This is a genomic window from Salinibacterium sp. (assembly GCF_031364185.1).
Classification (GTDB): domain Bacteria; phylum Actinomycetota; class Actinomycetes; order Actinomycetales; family Microbacteriaceae; genus Rhodoglobus.
Genome location: NZ_JANLVV010000221.1, coordinates 1 through 14,460, shown reverse-complemented (window position 1 = coordinate 14,460; position 14,460 = coordinate 1). Strand labels below are relative to the sequence as shown.

18 protein-coding genes are annotated in these 14,460 nt (G+C 64.5%); 9 read left to right on the top strand and 9 right to left on the bottom strand.

The features are described 5' to 3' along the window. Window positions 1–9: 9 nt before the first annotated feature. Window positions 10–252 (bottom strand): hypothetical protein, encoded by a 243-nt coding sequence (locus RMN95_RS09735; protein ID WP_309616722.1) that lies wholly within the window; start codon window positions 250–252, stop codon window positions 10–12. An 87-nt stretch (window positions 253–339) separates the two neighbouring features. On the opposite strand from RMN95_RS09735, the gene RMN95_RS09730 reads away from it, so the two are divergent. Then, window positions 340–1,497, top strand: a complete 1,158-nt coding sequence (locus RMN95_RS09730; RefSeq protein WP_309616721.1) for an AI-2E family transporter — start codon at window positions 340–342, stop codon at window positions 1,495–1,497. Beyond that, complete coding sequence (ilvA, locus tag RMN95_RS09725; RefSeq protein WP_309616720.1) at window positions 1,490–2,725, top strand: threonine ammonia-lyase; 1,236 nt, start codon at window positions 1,490–1,492, stop codon at window positions 2,723–2,725. The genes RMN95_RS09730 and ilvA overlap by 8 nt, the downstream gene beginning before the upstream one ends. A 127-nt stretch (window positions 2,726–2,852) precedes the next feature. On the opposite strand, the gene greA is transcribed toward ilvA, so the two are convergent. Together greA and RMN95_RS09715 are read right to left on the bottom strand one after the other, a co-directional pair. Further along, window positions 2,853–3,341: a transcription elongation factor GreA gene (gene greA / locus RMN95_RS09720; protein ID WP_309616719.1), complete on the bottom strand. Its 489-nt coding sequence runs from the start codon at window positions 3,339–3,341 to the stop codon at window positions 2,853–2,855. Window positions 3,342–3,404: 63 nt separating this feature from the next. Then, window positions 3,405–3,851: a DUF4307 domain-containing protein gene (locus RMN95_RS09715; protein WP_309616718.1), complete on the bottom strand. Its 447-nt coding sequence runs from the start codon at window positions 3,849–3,851 to the stop codon at window positions 3,405–3,407. Window positions 3,852–3,906: 55 nt separating this feature from the next. On the opposite strand from RMN95_RS09715, the gene mca reads away from it, so the two are divergent. Together mca and RMN95_RS09705 are read left to right on the top strand one after the other, a co-directional pair. Next, window positions 3,907–4,800 (top strand): mycothiol conjugate amidase Mca, encoded by an 894-nt coding sequence (mca, locus tag RMN95_RS09710; protein ID WP_309616717.1) that lies wholly within the window; start codon window positions 3,907–3,909, stop codon window positions 4,798–4,800. Then, window positions 4,797–5,114 (top strand): hypothetical protein, encoded by a 318-nt coding sequence (locus RMN95_RS09705; protein ID WP_309616716.1) that lies wholly within the window; start codon window positions 4,797–4,799, stop codon window positions 5,112–5,114. The genes mca and RMN95_RS09705 overlap by 4 nt, the downstream gene beginning before the upstream one ends. On the opposite strand, the gene RMN95_RS09700 is transcribed toward RMN95_RS09705, so the two are convergent. Further along, the gene (locus RMN95_RS09700) at window positions 5,095–5,850 is read right to left on the bottom strand and encodes a hemolysin III family protein (protein WP_309616715.1); all 756 of its coding nucleotides are present in this window, start codon (window positions 5,848–5,850) and stop codon (window positions 5,095–5,097) included. The genes RMN95_RS09705 and RMN95_RS09700 overlap by 20 nt on opposite strands. 64 nt (window positions 5,851–5,914) lie before the next feature. Here RMN95_RS09700 and RMN95_RS09695 point away from each other — a divergent pair, with 64 nt between their 5' ends. The 5 genes from RMN95_RS09695 to RMN95_RS09675 all read left to right on the top strand — a co-directional run bounded on the left by RMN95_RS09695 (window position 5,915) and on the right by RMN95_RS09675 (window position 10,802). Then, on the top strand, window positions 5,915–6,700 hold the full coding sequence (locus tag RMN95_RS09695; RefSeq protein WP_397545099.1) for an isoprenyl transferase: 786 nt from the start codon (window positions 5,915–5,917) through the stop codon (window positions 6,698–6,700). Then, window positions 6,697–7,818 (top strand): aminotransferase class V-fold PLP-dependent enzyme, encoded by a 1,122-nt coding sequence (locus RMN95_RS09690; protein WP_309616714.1) that lies wholly within the window; start codon window positions 6,697–6,699, stop codon window positions 7,816–7,818. The genes RMN95_RS09695 and RMN95_RS09690 overlap by 4 nt, the downstream gene beginning before the upstream one ends. Before the next feature lie 207 nt (window positions 7,819–8,025). Next, a complete protein-coding gene (locus tag RMN95_RS09685) occupies window positions 8,026–9,372 on the top strand; it encodes a PhoH family protein (RefSeq protein ID WP_309616759.1) in 1,347 nt (448 codons plus the stop codon). Window positions 9,373–9,433: 61 nt separating this feature from the next. After that, window positions 9,434–10,195: a fumarate hydratase gene (locus RMN95_RS09680; protein ID WP_309616713.1), complete on the top strand. Its 762-nt coding sequence runs from the start codon at window positions 9,434–9,436 to the stop codon at window positions 10,193–10,195. A 58-nt stretch (window positions 10,196–10,253) separates the two neighbouring features. Next, complete coding sequence (locus RMN95_RS09675) at window positions 10,254–10,802, top strand: A24 family peptidase (RefSeq protein ID WP_309616712.1); 549 nt, start codon at window positions 10,254–10,256, stop codon at window positions 10,800–10,802. Window positions 10,803–10,816: 14 nt separating this feature from the next. On the opposite strand, the gene RMN95_RS09670 is transcribed toward RMN95_RS09675, so the two are convergent. From RMN95_RS09670 to RMN95_RS09650, 5 genes are all read right to left on the bottom strand, one after another. Continuing rightward, complete coding sequence (locus RMN95_RS09670; RefSeq protein ID WP_309616711.1) at window positions 10,817–12,226, bottom strand: class II fumarate hydratase; 1,410 nt, start codon at window positions 12,224–12,226, stop codon at window positions 10,817–10,819. Window positions 12,227–12,303: 77 nt separating this feature from the next. Next, window positions 12,304–12,975: a carbonic anhydrase gene (locus tag RMN95_RS09665; protein WP_309616710.1), complete on the bottom strand. Its 672-nt coding sequence runs from the start codon at window positions 12,973–12,975 to the stop codon at window positions 12,304–12,306. Beyond that, window positions 12,972–13,601, bottom strand: coding sequence for a DUF4245 domain-containing protein (locus tag RMN95_RS09660; protein ID WP_309616709.1), 630 nt, complete (start codon window positions 13,599–13,601; stop codon window positions 12,972–12,974). The genes RMN95_RS09665 and RMN95_RS09660 overlap by 4 nt, the downstream gene beginning before the upstream one ends. 16 nt (window positions 13,602–13,617) lie before the next feature. Further along, the gene (locus RMN95_RS09655; RefSeq protein WP_309616708.1) at window positions 13,618–13,851 is read right to left on the bottom strand and encodes an exodeoxyribonuclease VII small subunit; all 234 of its coding nucleotides are present in this window, start codon (window positions 13,849–13,851) and stop codon (window positions 13,618–13,620) included. A 1-nt stretch (window position 13,852) separates the two neighbouring features. Next, window positions 13,853–14,460, bottom strand: a 608-nt coding sequence (locus RMN95_RS09650; RefSeq protein ID WP_309616707.1) for an exodeoxyribonuclease VII large subunit, incomplete at its 5' end; no start/stop codon positions are given.

The following is a 14,460-nucleotide window of genomic DNA, read 5'->3' as shown; positions in this document are numbered from 1 at the left end:
CGCCGGTCGTTACTTCAGGTCGTTAAGTTGCTGCTGTGCCCAGTACAACTGTTTCGTGAGCGCGTTGATGATGCGCCTGTTGTCGCCAAGCTGCGCCTGAAGATCGGACCGGGCCACCGACAGGTCAATCACCAGCGCTCCCAGCGCCACGATCATCGCGATCAATCCAGCGGCAATGGCGACGAGAACGCGGCGGGACGGGATGCTCCGGGCCGCGGGTGTGCGCGGCTGCTCGGGCTCTGTCGTGGTCATCTGGGCGCTCCTCCTCGGTGTGTCAAGTTTAGCTCCGGGCCCCGACGCGCCCGCGGCGCCCAGCCCTCCGATGCCTAAACTGGGAGGATGACTTTCGACAGCAAGAAAGCTGCTCAGGCGCCGGAGACTGCTCGAGCGAACGCCGATGCCACGGTGCCTCCCGGGTTGCGCATCGCGGGAGCCTATTCGTGGCGCATCCTGCTGGTCGTCGGCGTCATCGCGGTGGTCATCTTCCTTATCATGCAGCTGCGTGACATCGTGGTTCCCTTCATGATCGCCGTGCTCGTGGCGGCACTGCTCGTACCTCTCGTGCAGTGGCTGGTGCGCCATCGCTGGCCCAAACCGCTTGCGATCGCGGTGGCAATGCTCGGAACGCTCGCGATTGTCGCCGGGTTGATATTCGTGATCATCTCGCAGATCCGCAGCGGCTACCCCGACCTGCAGCGTCGGTCCCTGGCAGCGTACGGCGACTTTAAGAGCTTCCTCGCCGGGCCGCCATTTCAGATTGATGATAAGCAATTCGCCGCGTTGATCGACCAGGCCATCGCCGCCGTGCAGCGCGACAGCCAGGTGCTGGTCACGGGCGCCCTGTCGTTCGGCTCGACCGCCGGGCACGTGCTCGCGGGGCTGCTGCTGATCATCTTCGCGACGCTGTTCATCCTGATCGATGGCGCCCGAATCTGGGCCTGGATCGTACGCCTCTTCCCCCGCACCGCCCGATCCGCAGTGGACGGCTCTGGCCATGCAGGCTGGGTTACCCTCACTACCTTCGTAAAGGTGCAAATTTTTGTCGCCGCCGTGGATGCGACGGGCATCGGGCTCGGCGCGTGGATCCTCGGGCTCGTTTTCGGCGGATTTCCCCTGGTCATCCCGATTGCTATCGCCGTGTTTCTGGGCTCCTTCATTCCCGTGGTGGGCGCCCTGATCACGGGAACCATCGCCGTCTTCGTCGCCCTCGTGTACCTCGGGCCGTTCCCTGCGCTGCTGATGCTGGGCATCGTGCTGCTCGTCCAGCAGGTCGAAGGCCACATCCTGCAGCCCCTGATCATGGGGTCGGCGGTCAAAGTGCATCCGCTCGCCGTCGTGTTCGCGGTGGCCGCCGGTTCGTTCCTCGCGGGCATCCCGGGCGCCCTGTTCGCCGTCCCGGTCATCGCGGTGCTCAATGTCATGGTGAAATACATAGCAGGCGGTGATGGGAAGACCAACCCGCGGCCGACAGCGGAGGACATTCTTCCTAATGCATAACACCATCATCGGCCCTACTCTGGCCGACTTCCAGGACGCCCGGGATCGGGTGGCTGGCGTGGCCGAACTTACCCCGATGGAGAGTTCGCGATACCTGGCCGAGGTTCTCGGTTCGCCTGTGTTCCTGAAGTGCGAAAACCTGCAGCGCACCGGCTCATACAAGATCCGAGGCGCCTACAACCGGATTTCGCGCCTGAGTGACGAGGAAAAGTCCCGCGGCGTCGTTGCCGCTTCCGCCGGAAACCACGCCCAGGGCGTGGCGTTCGCCGCGCGCGAACTGGGAATCTCATCCACGATCTTCATGCCCCTCGGGGTCGCACTGCCCAAGCTCCAGGCGACCAGGGCCTACGGCGCTGAGGTGGTGCTGCGTGGGCATACCATCACCGAACCGCTGAGGGCGGCCGCCGAGTTCGCCCGCGCGACGGGGGCGGTGTTCATCCACCCGTTCGATCACCCTGACGTGGTGGCCGGGCAGGGCACGGTGGGCCTCGAAATTCTCGATCAGCGACCGGATGTCGAGACTATCGTGGTGCCGATTGGCGGCGGCGGGCTCATTTCGGGTGTCGCGAGCGCGGCCAAGCAGCGCGCCGCACTCGACGGCCGCATCATCCGCATTATTGGCGTGCAGGCGGCGAACGCCTCGCCATACCCTCTGTCGCTACTTAACGGGGCGCCGACCGAGATCATCATGCAGCCCACCATCGCCGACGGGATCGCGGTGGCGCGGCCGGGCGAGCTGAACTTCGAGATCGTGCGGGCGATGGTGGATGACATCGTGACCGTCACCGAGGACGACATGGCGCAGGCGCTGCTGGTGCTGCTGGAGCGGGCCAAGCTCGTCGTGGAACCCGCCGGAGCCGCCGGAGTCGCAGCGATCCTGGCGGGCAAGGTGTCGGCGAGCGGCACTACCGTCGCCATCCTGAGCGGGGGGAATATCGACCCCCTGATGATGGAGCGGGTCATCAGCCACGGGCTCTCGACTTCGGAGCGCTACCTGCGGTTACGCATCCCGCTGCCGGATCGCCCCGGACAGTTAGCGCGTACCGCGGCGATCGTTGCCGAGGCCAACGCCAACGTCGTCGAGGTGTTGCACACACGGCACAGCAACGGGATGCAGATCAGCCAGGTCGAGCTCGAACTGCACATCGAGACGCGCGGGCCCGAGCACGCCGAAGAGGTGCTGACGCGGTTGCGCGATGAGGGCTACGAGCCCCGTATCGACTTCTAGCTCTCTTTCATCATTCAGGAGGTGATGGGGCTGGTGAGGCCGGAGTGAATGGTGAGCTGTTGCCTGTGTGACACTAGCCTCACCTGTCACAACCTCCTGGATAATGAAAGGGAAGGTGTTGGGTGGGTCAGGGAATGTATGTCTCGACGCTGATAATTTTCACGGGGATGACCTTGCCGCTGGGGGCCGTATAACTGGTCTCATCGCCGACCTTCATGCCGATGATGGCGGTGCCGAGCGGGCTTCCCTCGCTGTAGACGTCAAGGTCGCTGTCTCCCACGATCTCTCGGCTGCCGATCAGGAACGTCGACTCGTCGCCCATAATCGTCGCCGTGATGACAGTGCCGGGTTCGACGACACCGGTTGATGCGGGCGCGTCACCCACCGTCGCGTGACGCAGCAGTTCTGTGAGTACCCGGATGCGGGCCTCGATTTTGCCCTGTTCCTCCTTGGCAGCGTGGTAGCCGCCGTTCTCCTTCAGGTCGCCCTCCTCCCGTGCCGACTCAATCTTCTTGGCAATCTCGAGTCGGCCCTCGCCCGATAATTGCTCGAGCTCCGCGGTGCGGCGGTCGAAGGCTTCCTGGGTCAACCAGGTGTCCGAATGTGAGTGGGCCACGGTGTACTCCTGACAAAAAGGAACCGGCCGTCGCTGGCCGGTTCCATGGTTAATCAGCCCAGCCTAGGTGAGCCAGCAGCGGTAGATCAAACCGGTGACGGCTCGCTCAGTGGTGAGCACTCGCTCGGTGAGCACACGGTTGATCCTGGTGGAGGCTGGCACATCCACCTCTTTCCATCCCACGATGGCGAACGTCGAGTTCAGGGCCTGTACGGCGCAGCGGGCGGGGGTGCCGGGTGGGGCGGTGAACTCCCAGGTCACCTCGACCGTGGTCTCGTCGACCACGGTGTGCCTCGCGTCGACGGCCGTGAACTGTGCATCCGGAGCTCCGATGAGTCCGCCCCAGATGGCCCAGGCGACAAAAACGATGGTGAAGGCGGCCGCGGTGGCAATGCCGATCCAACGGGTGCGCTTCGCGGAGGAGCGTGATCGCCCGTAGCGTGCATCGAGTACGGCTGCGGCGTGGTCGGCGCCGCGGCCAGTATCGCCAGGGGGCTCAGGATTGGGCACGCACGACTCCATTAGGCTTGGTACTCCAAGGCTAGAGGCACAACCTAGGAGTTCGGTGACACGGCGTCTGCTTGCGATACACGCTCATCCCGACGATGAGTCGAGTAAGGGCGCTGCCACCTGGGCCGCCTACGCGCATTCGGGTGCGCAAGTGGTAATTGTCAGCTGCACCGGCGGCGAGCGCGGCGACGTGCAGAACGAGGCGCTGGAACCTCGGGCGATGGCCGAGCGCGACATCGCCGGTCTTCGCCGCATCGAGATGGCGAACGCCCAGCGCGTGATGGGGGTCGAGCATCGGTGGCTGGGCTACGCGGATTCGGGGCTCCCTGAGGGCACCGGCACCGAGGAAGGTGCGATCGAACCGCTGCCCGCCAACTGTTTTGCGCTGGTGCCGCTGGAGATTTCCGCCGAGCCACTCGTGCGGGTCATCCGGCAATTGCGCCCCCAGGTCATGGTGACCTACGACGAGACCGGCGGATATCCCCACCCCGACCATATCCGCACCCACGAGATCTCGATGTACGCCTGGGAGGCCGCCGCCGACCCCGGGCGTTACCCGGAGCAGGGGCTGGCCTGGCGCATTCCGAAGGTTTATTATGACCGCATTTTCAACTCCCAGCGCGTCTCGAAAATGGTCGAGGTGATGACGGCGAGCGGCCATCCCAGCCTCGCCGAGATGGAGGAGTTCCAGGGATGGATGGGGGATCGTCCGTCGCTTGCTACCACTCACATCCCGGTGGGCGATTTTCTCGATGTTCGGGATGCCGCGTTGCGCTCGCACGCCAGCCAGGTTGCTCCCGACAGCCGATTCTTCTTCTGGCCGAACGATGTGCAGCGTGAGGCCTGGCCGTTCGAAGACTTCCAGCTCATCAGCTCGGCGGTGCAGGGCACGGTTCCCGAGGACGACTTCTTTGCCGGCATCGACCTGAACGACGAGGTTTCCGTATGACCGTATTTGCTTCGCTCGTGATTCTGTGGGCAGACTCGACACCCACGCCGGTGCCAGCGTACGAGGGCGACGTGAACCTCATCACCCCCGGTGTGGTCGGTTTCGCAGTGACGTTCCTCATTGCCATTGCCACCGTGCTGCTGCTGGTAGACATGAGCCGTCGGGTGCGAAGGGTGCGTTACCGCAGCGAAATTCGCGAGCAGATCGCGATCGAGCAGGCCGAAGAAGCGATCGCGGCCTCGGATGCACAGCCTGGCTCACGGCCATCGAAAAACGCGCAGGAGAGCGATCCGCCTACAACAGCGGCGGGTTAGTTGCCACCAGGAAAATCCCCGTCCAATGGCACAGGAACGCGAGAAGCGTGAGGGTGTGGAAAATCTCGTGGAATCCGAAGACACCGGGCACAGGGTTCGGCTTCTTGAGGCCATAAATGACCGCTCCGATCGTGTAGAACAGCCCCCCGACGAGAATGAGCGTCATCATGATCGGTGCGGCGGTGAAGAAGTCGACGATGAACGCGAGTGCCGCATAGCTGAGAAGCAGGTACAGCGGCACGTAGAGCCAGCGGGGCGCGCCGATCCAGAAGATCCGGAACAGGATGCCGAGCCCGGCCCCGATCCAGACCAGCCAGAGCAATAGCGTGGCTTTGTCCTGCGGCAGCGCGAGCGCCGCGATGGGTGTGTAGGAGCCGGCGATCAGCAGGAAGATATTGGCGTGATCCAGGCGCTTGAAAATTGCCCTAACCTTAGGGCTCCAGTTGATGCGGTGATACAGAGCGCTCGTGCCGAACAGCAATAGCGAGCACACGAAGAAGACCGTGCAGCTAATTTTTGCCGTGGGGCCGTCAGCCATCACGAGGAGGATGATTCCCAGCGCGATCGCCACCGGGAACGTTCCCGTGTGGATCCAGCCCCGCCAGGTGGGCTTCTTTTCGGTGGGGTTCGTCGCCGTGGCATGGTCGAAATCGATCGCGTCATCGAGCAGGGGAATGTTGGGAAGATCGACGTCGGGCGTGCCTGCTGGCTCGGTTGCTGATGCTGAGGCACTCATCGCGCCAGTGTACGGGAGCCGCCGATCCTCAGGCTGGCAGCTCACAGTGGGCTAGCGTATCCATGTGAAAGACAGCCAGAGCGCCCTAGGTCCGGGCTTCCTCTACGGCATCTACCAGAACCGCCTTCGCCGCATGCTCGACACCGAGACGCTGCCCCACCACGTCGCCATGATCATCGACGGTAACCGCAGGTGGGCGAAGCTGCGGGAGATGGAGACGGCAGCCCACGGGCACCGCGCCGGGGCGGCGAAGTACCGCGAGTTCCTTCAGTGGTGCGACGACCTCGGCATCTCGGTGGCCACCCTGTACCTGCTGTCGACGGATAACCTGACCGGTCGCACGACCGTCGAACTCGATGGCCTATTTGACATCATTGGAGACCTCGCGGAAGACCTGTCGCACTTCCGCGACTGGCGTGTCCAACATGTCGGATCGACCGAAGGATTGCCGCCGGCTCTGGTTCAGAAGCTCGCCGCGGCGGCGGACCGCACTCAACATAAAACCGGCCTGCATGTGAACCTTGCGATCGGCTACGGCGGCCGTCGTGAGATCGCGGATGCGATGCGCAGCATCGTCCAGACCCATGAGAGCGAGGGAGGCACTCTGGACGCCCTCGCCGAAATTCTCACGCCCGAGTTGATCGGTGAGCACCTTTACACGGGTGGGCAGCCCGACCCTGACCTGGTCATCCGCACTTCGGGGGAGCAGCGGATCAGCGACTTCATGATCTGGCAGAGTGCCCACAGTGAGTTCTATTTTGTCGAGGCCCTCGGCCCGGACCTGCGCGAGGTCGACTTTCTGCGAGCCCTGCGCGATTTTTCGCGGCGCCAGAGACGGTTCGGCCAGTGACCGCCGGCGTGTCGTTTGAGGCGTTCGCGGAGCGTTTCGAGGCGGAGCCCGGCTATCTCGATTTCGCCCGGATGGGGCCGGTCGGCACCACCGTGCTCGGCGAGGAGCAGGCCATGATGACCCTGCTCGCACATTCCCGGTATGGCACGCTCTCGACTCTCGATGAGCAGGATGCGCGGGTGCGTGACGCCGTGGCCGCGGTGATCGGTTTCGACCCGCGGCAGGTAATTTTCCAGCCGAATACCAGCCAGGGACTCATGCACGTGATGTTCGGACTCACCGGGGAGGTGGCGGTCAGTTCCGCCGACTTCCCCAGCAGTCCGTTCGCCATCACCAGGGCGGCGGATGCGCTGGGGGCGGTGAGCCCCCGGTGGCTCGACAGCGATCACGGCCGGATCACCCCGGGCAATCTGCGTGACCAGCTCACCGACTCGACGGTGGCCGTGGCGGTCAGCCTTGTGGACTTTCGCACGGGCTATGTCGTCGACCTCGAAGGCATCCGGCAGGTCATCGGCGATCGCCTGCTCATCGTCGATGCCATCCAGGGATTCGGAATAGTGGATGCCCCGTTCCAGGTCGCCGATGTCGTTGTGTCTGGCGGCCAGAAGTGGGTTCGCGCCGGGTGGGGCACCGGATTCCTGGCGTTGAGCGACCGTGCCGCGGAGCACCTCGTCCCCGTGTTCTCGGGGTTCTCCGCCACCGACACCGAGGGGACTCCGCTGGACGAGGTGCCGCCGCCGACCAGGGGCGTCGGCGCATTCGAGGTGAGCAACCCGGACCCGATCGCGCAGGCGCGTTTCGCGGTTGCGCTGGAGGAGATCGCCGATGTGGGCGTCGCGGTCATCGCCGCTCGGCTCGCGGAGCAGACCGCGAGAATCATCGACATGGCCGACGAATTCGCGCTCGACGTCGTCTCGCCTCGGGACGATGCGGAGCGGGCTGGAATCGTCGTGGTGGAGCCCGCGGCCGACCGGCTTACCGCTCTCACCGCATCCCTGCACAACCACGGCGTCACCGTCACGACGCGACAGGGTGCCGTGCGCCTGAGCCCGCACGCCACCACCGATGACGAGACCTTCGCAATGCTGCGCTCAAGCCTGGTGGCGTACTCGGTCTAGGAATAGCAGCGAAGATTCACCGTGTGGACACACTCACTGGGCGTGTCGATTCGCGCGGCTTGACGGCGACCGCCTAGCGTCATGAGTACCGGGCACGGCGCCTGGTCGAGGCGGCCACGCAAGTTCGTCTCGCAACGTACTGGCCGTCTTCGCGTTACTGGATCCGGGTGCTGTGCACTCGGGGATGGAGTGCACGTGGCCGAGCAAATGAACCCGACGTCGAAGCTGAACGACTCGCGAACGGGAGGCTCTGGCACATCGCAGCTCGAGCGCACCTACGTTCTCGACACCTCGGTGCTCCTGTCGGATCCGAAGGCAATCTTCCGTTTCGCCGAGCACCACGTGGTGCTTCCGGTGATTGTCATCACGGAACTCGAGTCGAAGCGTAACGATCCCGAGATCGGCTACTTCGCCCGGCAGGCCCTGCGCAATCTCGACGAACTGCGCGTGCAGCACGAACGACTCGACTTCCCCATCGCGGTGGGTGATGGCGGGTCACTGCGGGTGGAACTCAACCACTCCAATATGTCGGTGCTGCCGTCCGGGCTTCAGCTCGGAGACAACGACTCGCGCATCCTGGCCGTTGCGCTCAACCTCGCCAACGACGGCCTCGCCGTCACGGTGGTCTCCAAGGATCTTCCGCTGCGCGTCAAGGCGGCATCCATCGGGCTTGCCGCGGAGGAGTACCGCGCAGAACTCGCGGTCGACTCGGGCTGGACCGGACAGAAGGATATCGACCTCTCCTCGGGCCAGATGTCGCAGTTGTACGACAACGAGCAGTTACAGTCGCGGGTGATCGAGGATCTTCCGGTGAATACCGGGCTGATCATCCACTCCGATCGCGGCTCTGCCCTCGGTAGGGTCTCCGCTCGGGGTCAGATGAGGCTGGTGCGCGGCGATCGTGACCTCTTTGGACTGCACGGGCGTTCGGCCGAACAGCGCCTGGCGATCGACATGCTGCTCGATTCCGATATTGGGATCGTCTCGCTCGGCGGTCGGGCGGGCACCGGGAAATCGGCGCTGGCGCTGTGCGCGGGCCTGGAGGCTGTGCTTGAGAAGCAGCAGCACCGCAAGATCATGGTGTTCCGCCCTCTCTACGCCGTGGGCGGCCAGGAGCTCGGTTTCTTACCAGGGGATGCGTCCGAGAAGATGAACCCGTGGGCGCAGGCGGTGTTCGACACGCTGGGTTCGGTGGTGTCCCAGAACGTACTCGACGAGGTGCTCGAGCGCGGCATTCTGGAGGTGCTTCCTCTCACCCACATTCGTGGTCGCTCCCTTCATGATGCATTTGTGATTGTGGATGAAGCGCAGTCGCTTGAGCGCAATGTGCTGTTGACCGTGCTCAGCCGCATCGGGCAGAATTCGCGAGTGGTGCTCACCCACGATGTAGCCCAGCGCGATAATCTGCGTGTCGGCCGTCACGACGGGGTAGCCTCCGTGATCGAAACGCTGAAGGGTCATCCACTGTTTGGGCACATCACGCTCACGAGATCTGAGCGGTCGGCGATCGCGGCCCTCGTGACCGAGATGCTCGAGTCCAACGAACTGGCCTGAGAGCGAGTCACCGCGGCGGCAGCATTATTCGGTTTGGGGGTAGACCACGTAGGGTCTATTCGTGAGCTGGGTATTTGGGGCCCTCGCGGTAACTTTGGGGATCGTGTTCCTGTGGGGACTTTTCGCACCGCGGTCCCAGTGGCGAACCCTCTCGGCGTGGATGGTGTCACATCCGAACGCCAACGAGCCGGGTGGCGCAGCGTACGCGTGGAGGCGGTTCATCTCGGGCCTCGGCATTATCGGGCTGCTCGCGGTCGCGGGCGCCCCCTGGCTGGCGTCGATAGTGAACCCGCCCCGCCCTGGGGTGCCTCCCACCACCATTGAGCAGATGTGGGGATCGCCGGCACCGCACTTCGTCGATCGGATCATCGATGGGCTGACTGCCGCCCCGACGGGCCTAGTGGAGGCGCCGATTCTGGGAGCCCAGGACTTTGACGACGGGCTGCCGCTCTACGTGCGGTTACTTCCGTCGTTCTCGCTCCTGGGTAACGCCGATGTCCCGGGGTATGTAGGGTCGCAAGCCAGCCCGGGTTTTTCGGCGGAGGGCTCGGCCAGTCTCGTGGTGAATGTTCGCGGGCCGCTGCTGTGCATCCCCCGGCAGGTCGTCGTGATCGAGAGCGAGACCACGGTTCAGATCGGCGTGTACTACGGCCTGCCTGATCAGCCCTCGGGCGTGACGCCCGATCATGTCGCCGGATGCCCGGCCGCCGGCGTCGTCACCAGCTCAGTGCTCGTCCCAGTGTCCCTGTCTACACCCCTCGGTGACCGCATAGTCCAGGATCTGACGGGCGCTCCCGTTCCGGTGATCTACCTGATCGAGTAGTTCGGAGCCTGTGGAATTTTCGCTCCCGCCTGCCCGACCTGCGGCTAGCGTCAGGCGTATGGTCGCCAGTGTTCTCCCCACCACGCATTCGCGCGGCCAGGATCCGGCGTGGGAAGTTCCCGCAGCAGTGGGGCTCGGGGTTGCGGCAGTACTCGCGGCGGGGATGGGGCCCGTCACAGTGACCCTGCTCTATCTTGCCGCCGTCACTCCAGCCCTGGTCAGATCAGATCTGACGGTACGCCGACTGCCGAATCGACTGGTGTTGCCTGCCTACGCCGTACTCATCGTCGCGCTCGTCGCGCAGGGAGTCCTAGCGGGGCAGTTCCCTGTCGTCGCCGTACTTTCAGGGCTCGGGTACTTCGGTCTGCTCTTCGCCTTGAGCCTCGCCGGTGGAATGGGCATGGGTGACGTCAAGCTTGCGGGCGCTCTCGGGATCTCGGCAGGGATGCTTGGAGTGGAGGCAGCCGTCGTTTCGCCCATGCTCGCGTTTCTCGCCGGTGGCGTCGCCGCAACCATCACGCTCGTGCGCAGCGCACGCGGAACGCACATTCCCTTCGGGCCGTTCATTCTCGCCGGCTTCTGGGCGGCCGTGCTGCTTCCGCTCTAGGTGCTGCGTACGCTCTACCCAGGGTGGGTCATCGACATGACATCGAGGGCCACATCGAGTTGCTCCAGAGTGACCTCGCCGCGCTCGACAAACCCGAGGTCGATGACAGCTTCTCGCACGGTTACGCCTTCCGCGACGGAATGCTTGGCAATTCTTGCGGCGGCCTCGTAGCCGATGATCTTGTTCAACGGTGTCACGATCGCAGGGGATGATTCGGCCAGCGCCCTGGCGCGAGGGAGATTTGCTTCCAGCCCGTCTACCGTCTTTTCGGCCAACGCCACGGACGACGTGGAAAGCAGGCGGATCGACTCCAGCAGTGCTGTTCCCATGACCGGGATGGCGACGTTCAGTTCGAAGGCTCCGGATGCCCCGGCCCAGGCGATGGTCGCATCGTTGCCGATCACGCGCGCGCACACCATCAACACGGCCTCGGGTATCACAGGATTCACCTTGCCCGGCATGATGGATGACCCAGGCTGCAGGTCAGGGATGTGCAGTTCGCCGAGACCGGTGTTCGGCCCCGACCCCATCCAGCGCAGGTCATTGCAGATCTTGGTGAGTGATACCGCGAGCGTCCGGAGCGCTCCGGACGCCTCGACGAGACCGTCGCGGGCGCCCTGGGCCTCGAAGTGGTCGAGTGCTTCGGTGATGGGCAGCCCCGAGTCTGCGGCGAGCACCGCGATGACGCGCTGGGGAAATCCCTGCGGGGTGTTGATGCCGGTGCCTGTTGCGGTGCCACCGAGCGGAACCTCGGCGACACGCACGATGGTGGCCTGGACGCGTTCGATGCCGAGGCGAATCTGCCGGGCGTAGCCGGAGAATTCCTGCCCCAGGGTGACGGGGGTGGCATCCATCAGGTGGGTGCGCCCGGGCTTGACGGCATCTTTCCAGAGAGCCGCCTTCACCTCCAGCGACGCGGCGAGGTGGTCAAGGGCCGGGATCAGGTCGTGCAGCAGCGCTCCGGTCACGGCGAGATGCACCGACGTGGGGAATACGTCGTTGGATGACTGGGACATGTTCACGTGGTCATTGGGATGAACGGGACGGCCGAGCGACTCGGTGGCAATAAACGCGAGCACCTCGTTCATGTTCATGTTCGACGACGTTCCGCTGCCGGTCTGGTACGTATCGACCGGGAACTGGTCGTGGTGCGACCCGGCGATCAGGGTGTCAGCGGCATCCACGACGGCGGCTGAGATTTGAGGCTCCAGGATGCCCAGCTCGCTGTTGACGATCGCTGCGGCTCGCTTGATCCTGGCCAGGGCGACGATCTGTGCTGCTTCGAGCCCGGACCCCGAGATGGGAAAATTCTCGACGGCACGCTGGGTTTGGGCCCCATACAGGGCGTCGACCGGCACCAGAACCTCGCCCATGGTGTCGTGTTCGATTCGAAAGTGTCCGTCTGGGGTTGTGGGGCTGCTCACGGCGCTGTGTCGTCCTTTTCTGGAGCTTCGCGGGCTCGATCGGCTGGATTGGTGCGGGGAACTGGCGTGGTGGCCGGTCAGCTCATACCGAGGATGACGTCAGGCACGGCCTGACCTTCGAGCAGGCGGTAGTTGGCCCCCACCACAGCCAGCGTACCCGCGGCGACCGCGTCGCTGATTAATTCGGAGGTCTCGAGCAACTCGGTGATCGTGTCGCGCAAATGCTCCCGGCCCACATCCTGCGAGTCGATCAGGCCGACATCGAGCATTCCGGCGCTGCGCCCTACTCGGCGCACGGCCGGGATGATTTTGGAGATCAGTAACCCGATATGAGGGGGCAGCGTGGGCGCCTCGGCGCCCTGGGATTCGATGGCGGCGAGCACGGCACCGCACTGGTCGTGGCCGAGCACCACGATCAGCGGAACATCCAACACGCTCACCGCGTACTCAAGCGATCCGATCACCGACTCCGAGATGATCTGGCCCGCGTTGCGCACAACGAATAGGTCGCCGATTCCCTTGTCGAAGATGATCTCGGCTGCCAGGCGAGAGTCGCTGCAGCCGAACAGAGCTGCATCCGGAGTTTGCTTGCCGACCAGAGCCTCGCGTCTCTCCACATCCTGTCGTGGATGCTGCGGCTCGCCCCTGACGAACCGCTCATTGCCGCGCACCATCTCCTCCCATGCCTTGGCAGGGGTGCGCCGAGGCCGGGCTAGGTGCCCGGGTGGTGCCAGGTCGATTTCGCTCATGGAGCATCCAATTCGGGAGAGATGGCCGTGGCAAGTGCTTCGAATTCCGAGTCGCTTGCGGTGCCGTGAAGCACGATGGTGCTGTCGCCGGAGGTCGTGGCCATCGAATATGCAAAGTTGCCGGGGCTCGCCGAATCGCGCTGGTCGAAGACTGTCCACGTCACACCCTCGATGGTCACCGAGCCCGTCTCCGTGGCATTATCGAGCACGGCAGCCTGCCAGGTTGGGTTGGCGCCGATCCCCTGGTTGAGTGCGATGAATTGGGTTTTCGGGGTGACGAACCCGATGTACCAGGTCGGCACCTGCGACCTGCTCTCGAAGCGCGCATCGTTCGCAGCCCAGGTGTCGGGCAGCACGGGCGCCAGCAGCGGTTGGTCCGAGTTCACCTGCGCCTGGCTGGCGATGGTGATGTAGTCGATCGACTCGGCGGGCGCCGGGGTGGGGCGCACGACCACGATGATGAGGAAGGCGACAATCGCCAGCGACGCGACCGTTGCCCCCACAAGGTTCAACGCGGTCTGGTTCGCCCTGTGCTTGCGGGAGTTTTCGGCCTTCCGCTGCGCTGTCTCGTCCGCGGTCTCGGGCCTGCCCAATTCGGCGACGATCGCGGGTTCCTTGGGTGTCATGGTGATCTCCCGGGTGCTACTTATTGGCGGGGGCTGCAGTGCGGGCCGCCTCAAGCCGGGCGCGCGCGCCGATAAGCCACTCTTCGCAGCGGGTTGCCAGTGACTCTCCGCGTTCCCACAGCGCCAGTGATTCTTCGAGGCTGGAGGAGCCCTGCTCCAACTCGCTCACCACCCGGATCAATTCATCGCGAGCCTGTTCATAGCTGAGCGCGCTGACATCGTTCTTCGGTTCGCTGGCCACGATCTTCATTCTATCCGTGCCCGGCGCGCCCGGTTGCGGCCGCCCTTATCGGTGTGCGAGTTGATGCGGCTGCGCCTGTGAAGGAGCCGTTGTGCGCGTCATCCACGGTCGCGGAGAGCCTGCCCGCCGCGACCGTCAGTACGAGCCGCGTGCCGGTGGGCGCCTGAGCGGCGTCACGCACGGCCGCGCCATCCGGTAACTGGGCGATCGCGTACCCACGTTCGAGCGTGCGCTGCGGCGACAGCGCCCGCAGTTGGCTCGTGAGTTCGGTGACTCCGGTGTGAGCGCGCTCGAGCCGCCGTTCGATCAGTTCATGACTTCTGGCCACGTGGCGCGTCAGATCCTCCGACCTGCCATCGATCATCGAGGCGGGGTTGGCCAGAACCGGACGTGATCTCAGGGCTCCCAGCCGGTCGACTTCAGTAGAAATGCGCTGCGTGATGCGAAGCCGCATGCCGCTTCTGGCTTGCTGCACCCTCGCGAGTTCGTCGCTGACATCCGGAACGACCCGCTTGGCAGCATCGGTGGGGGTGGATGCCCGCAGGTCGGCCACATCGTCAAGCATGGGTCGATCGGCCTCGTGCCCGATCGCGCTCACCAACGGAGTCGACAGTGCCG

Excerpts from the sequence above, each read along its gene's own strand:
- RMN95_RS09735 (WP_309616722.1), bottom strand. The coding sequence starts at position 252 with ATGACCACGACAGAGCCCGAGCAGCCGCGCACACCCGCGGCCCGGAGC.
- RMN95_RS09730 (WP_309616721.1), top strand. The coding sequence starts at position 340 with ATGACTTTCGACAGCAAGAAAGCTGCTCAGGCGCCGGAGACTGCTCGA.
- ilvA (WP_309616720.1), top strand. The coding sequence starts at position 1,490 with ATGCATAACACCATCATCGGCCCTACTCTGGCCGACTTCCAGGACGCC.
- RMN95_RS09705 (WP_309616716.1), top strand. The coding sequence starts at position 4,797 with ATGACCGTATTTGCTTCGCTCGTGATTCTGTGGGCAGACTCGACACCC.
- RMN95_RS09700 (WP_309616715.1), bottom strand. The coding sequence starts at position 5,850 with ATGAGTGCCTCAGCATCAGCAACCGAGCCAGCAGGCACGCCCGACGTC.
- RMN95_RS09685 (WP_309616759.1), top strand. The coding sequence starts at position 8,026 with ATGAACCCGACGTCGAAGCTGAACGACTCGCGAACGGGAGGCTCTGGC.
- RMN95_RS09675 (WP_309616712.1), top strand. The coding sequence starts at position 10,254 with ATGGTCGCCAGTGTTCTCCCCACCACGCATTCGCGCGGCCAGGATCCG.
- RMN95_RS09665 (WP_309616710.1), bottom strand. The coding sequence starts at position 12,975 with ATGAGCGAAATCGACCTGGCACCACCCGGGCACCTAGCCCGGCCTCGG.
- RMN95_RS09660 (WP_309616709.1), bottom strand. The coding sequence starts at position 13,601 with ATGACACCCAAGGAACCCGCGATCGTCGCCGAATTGGGCAGGCCCGAG.
- RMN95_RS09655 (WP_309616708.1), bottom strand. The coding sequence starts at position 13,851 with ATGAAGATCGTGGCCAGCGAACCGAAGAACGATGTCAGCGCGCTCAGC.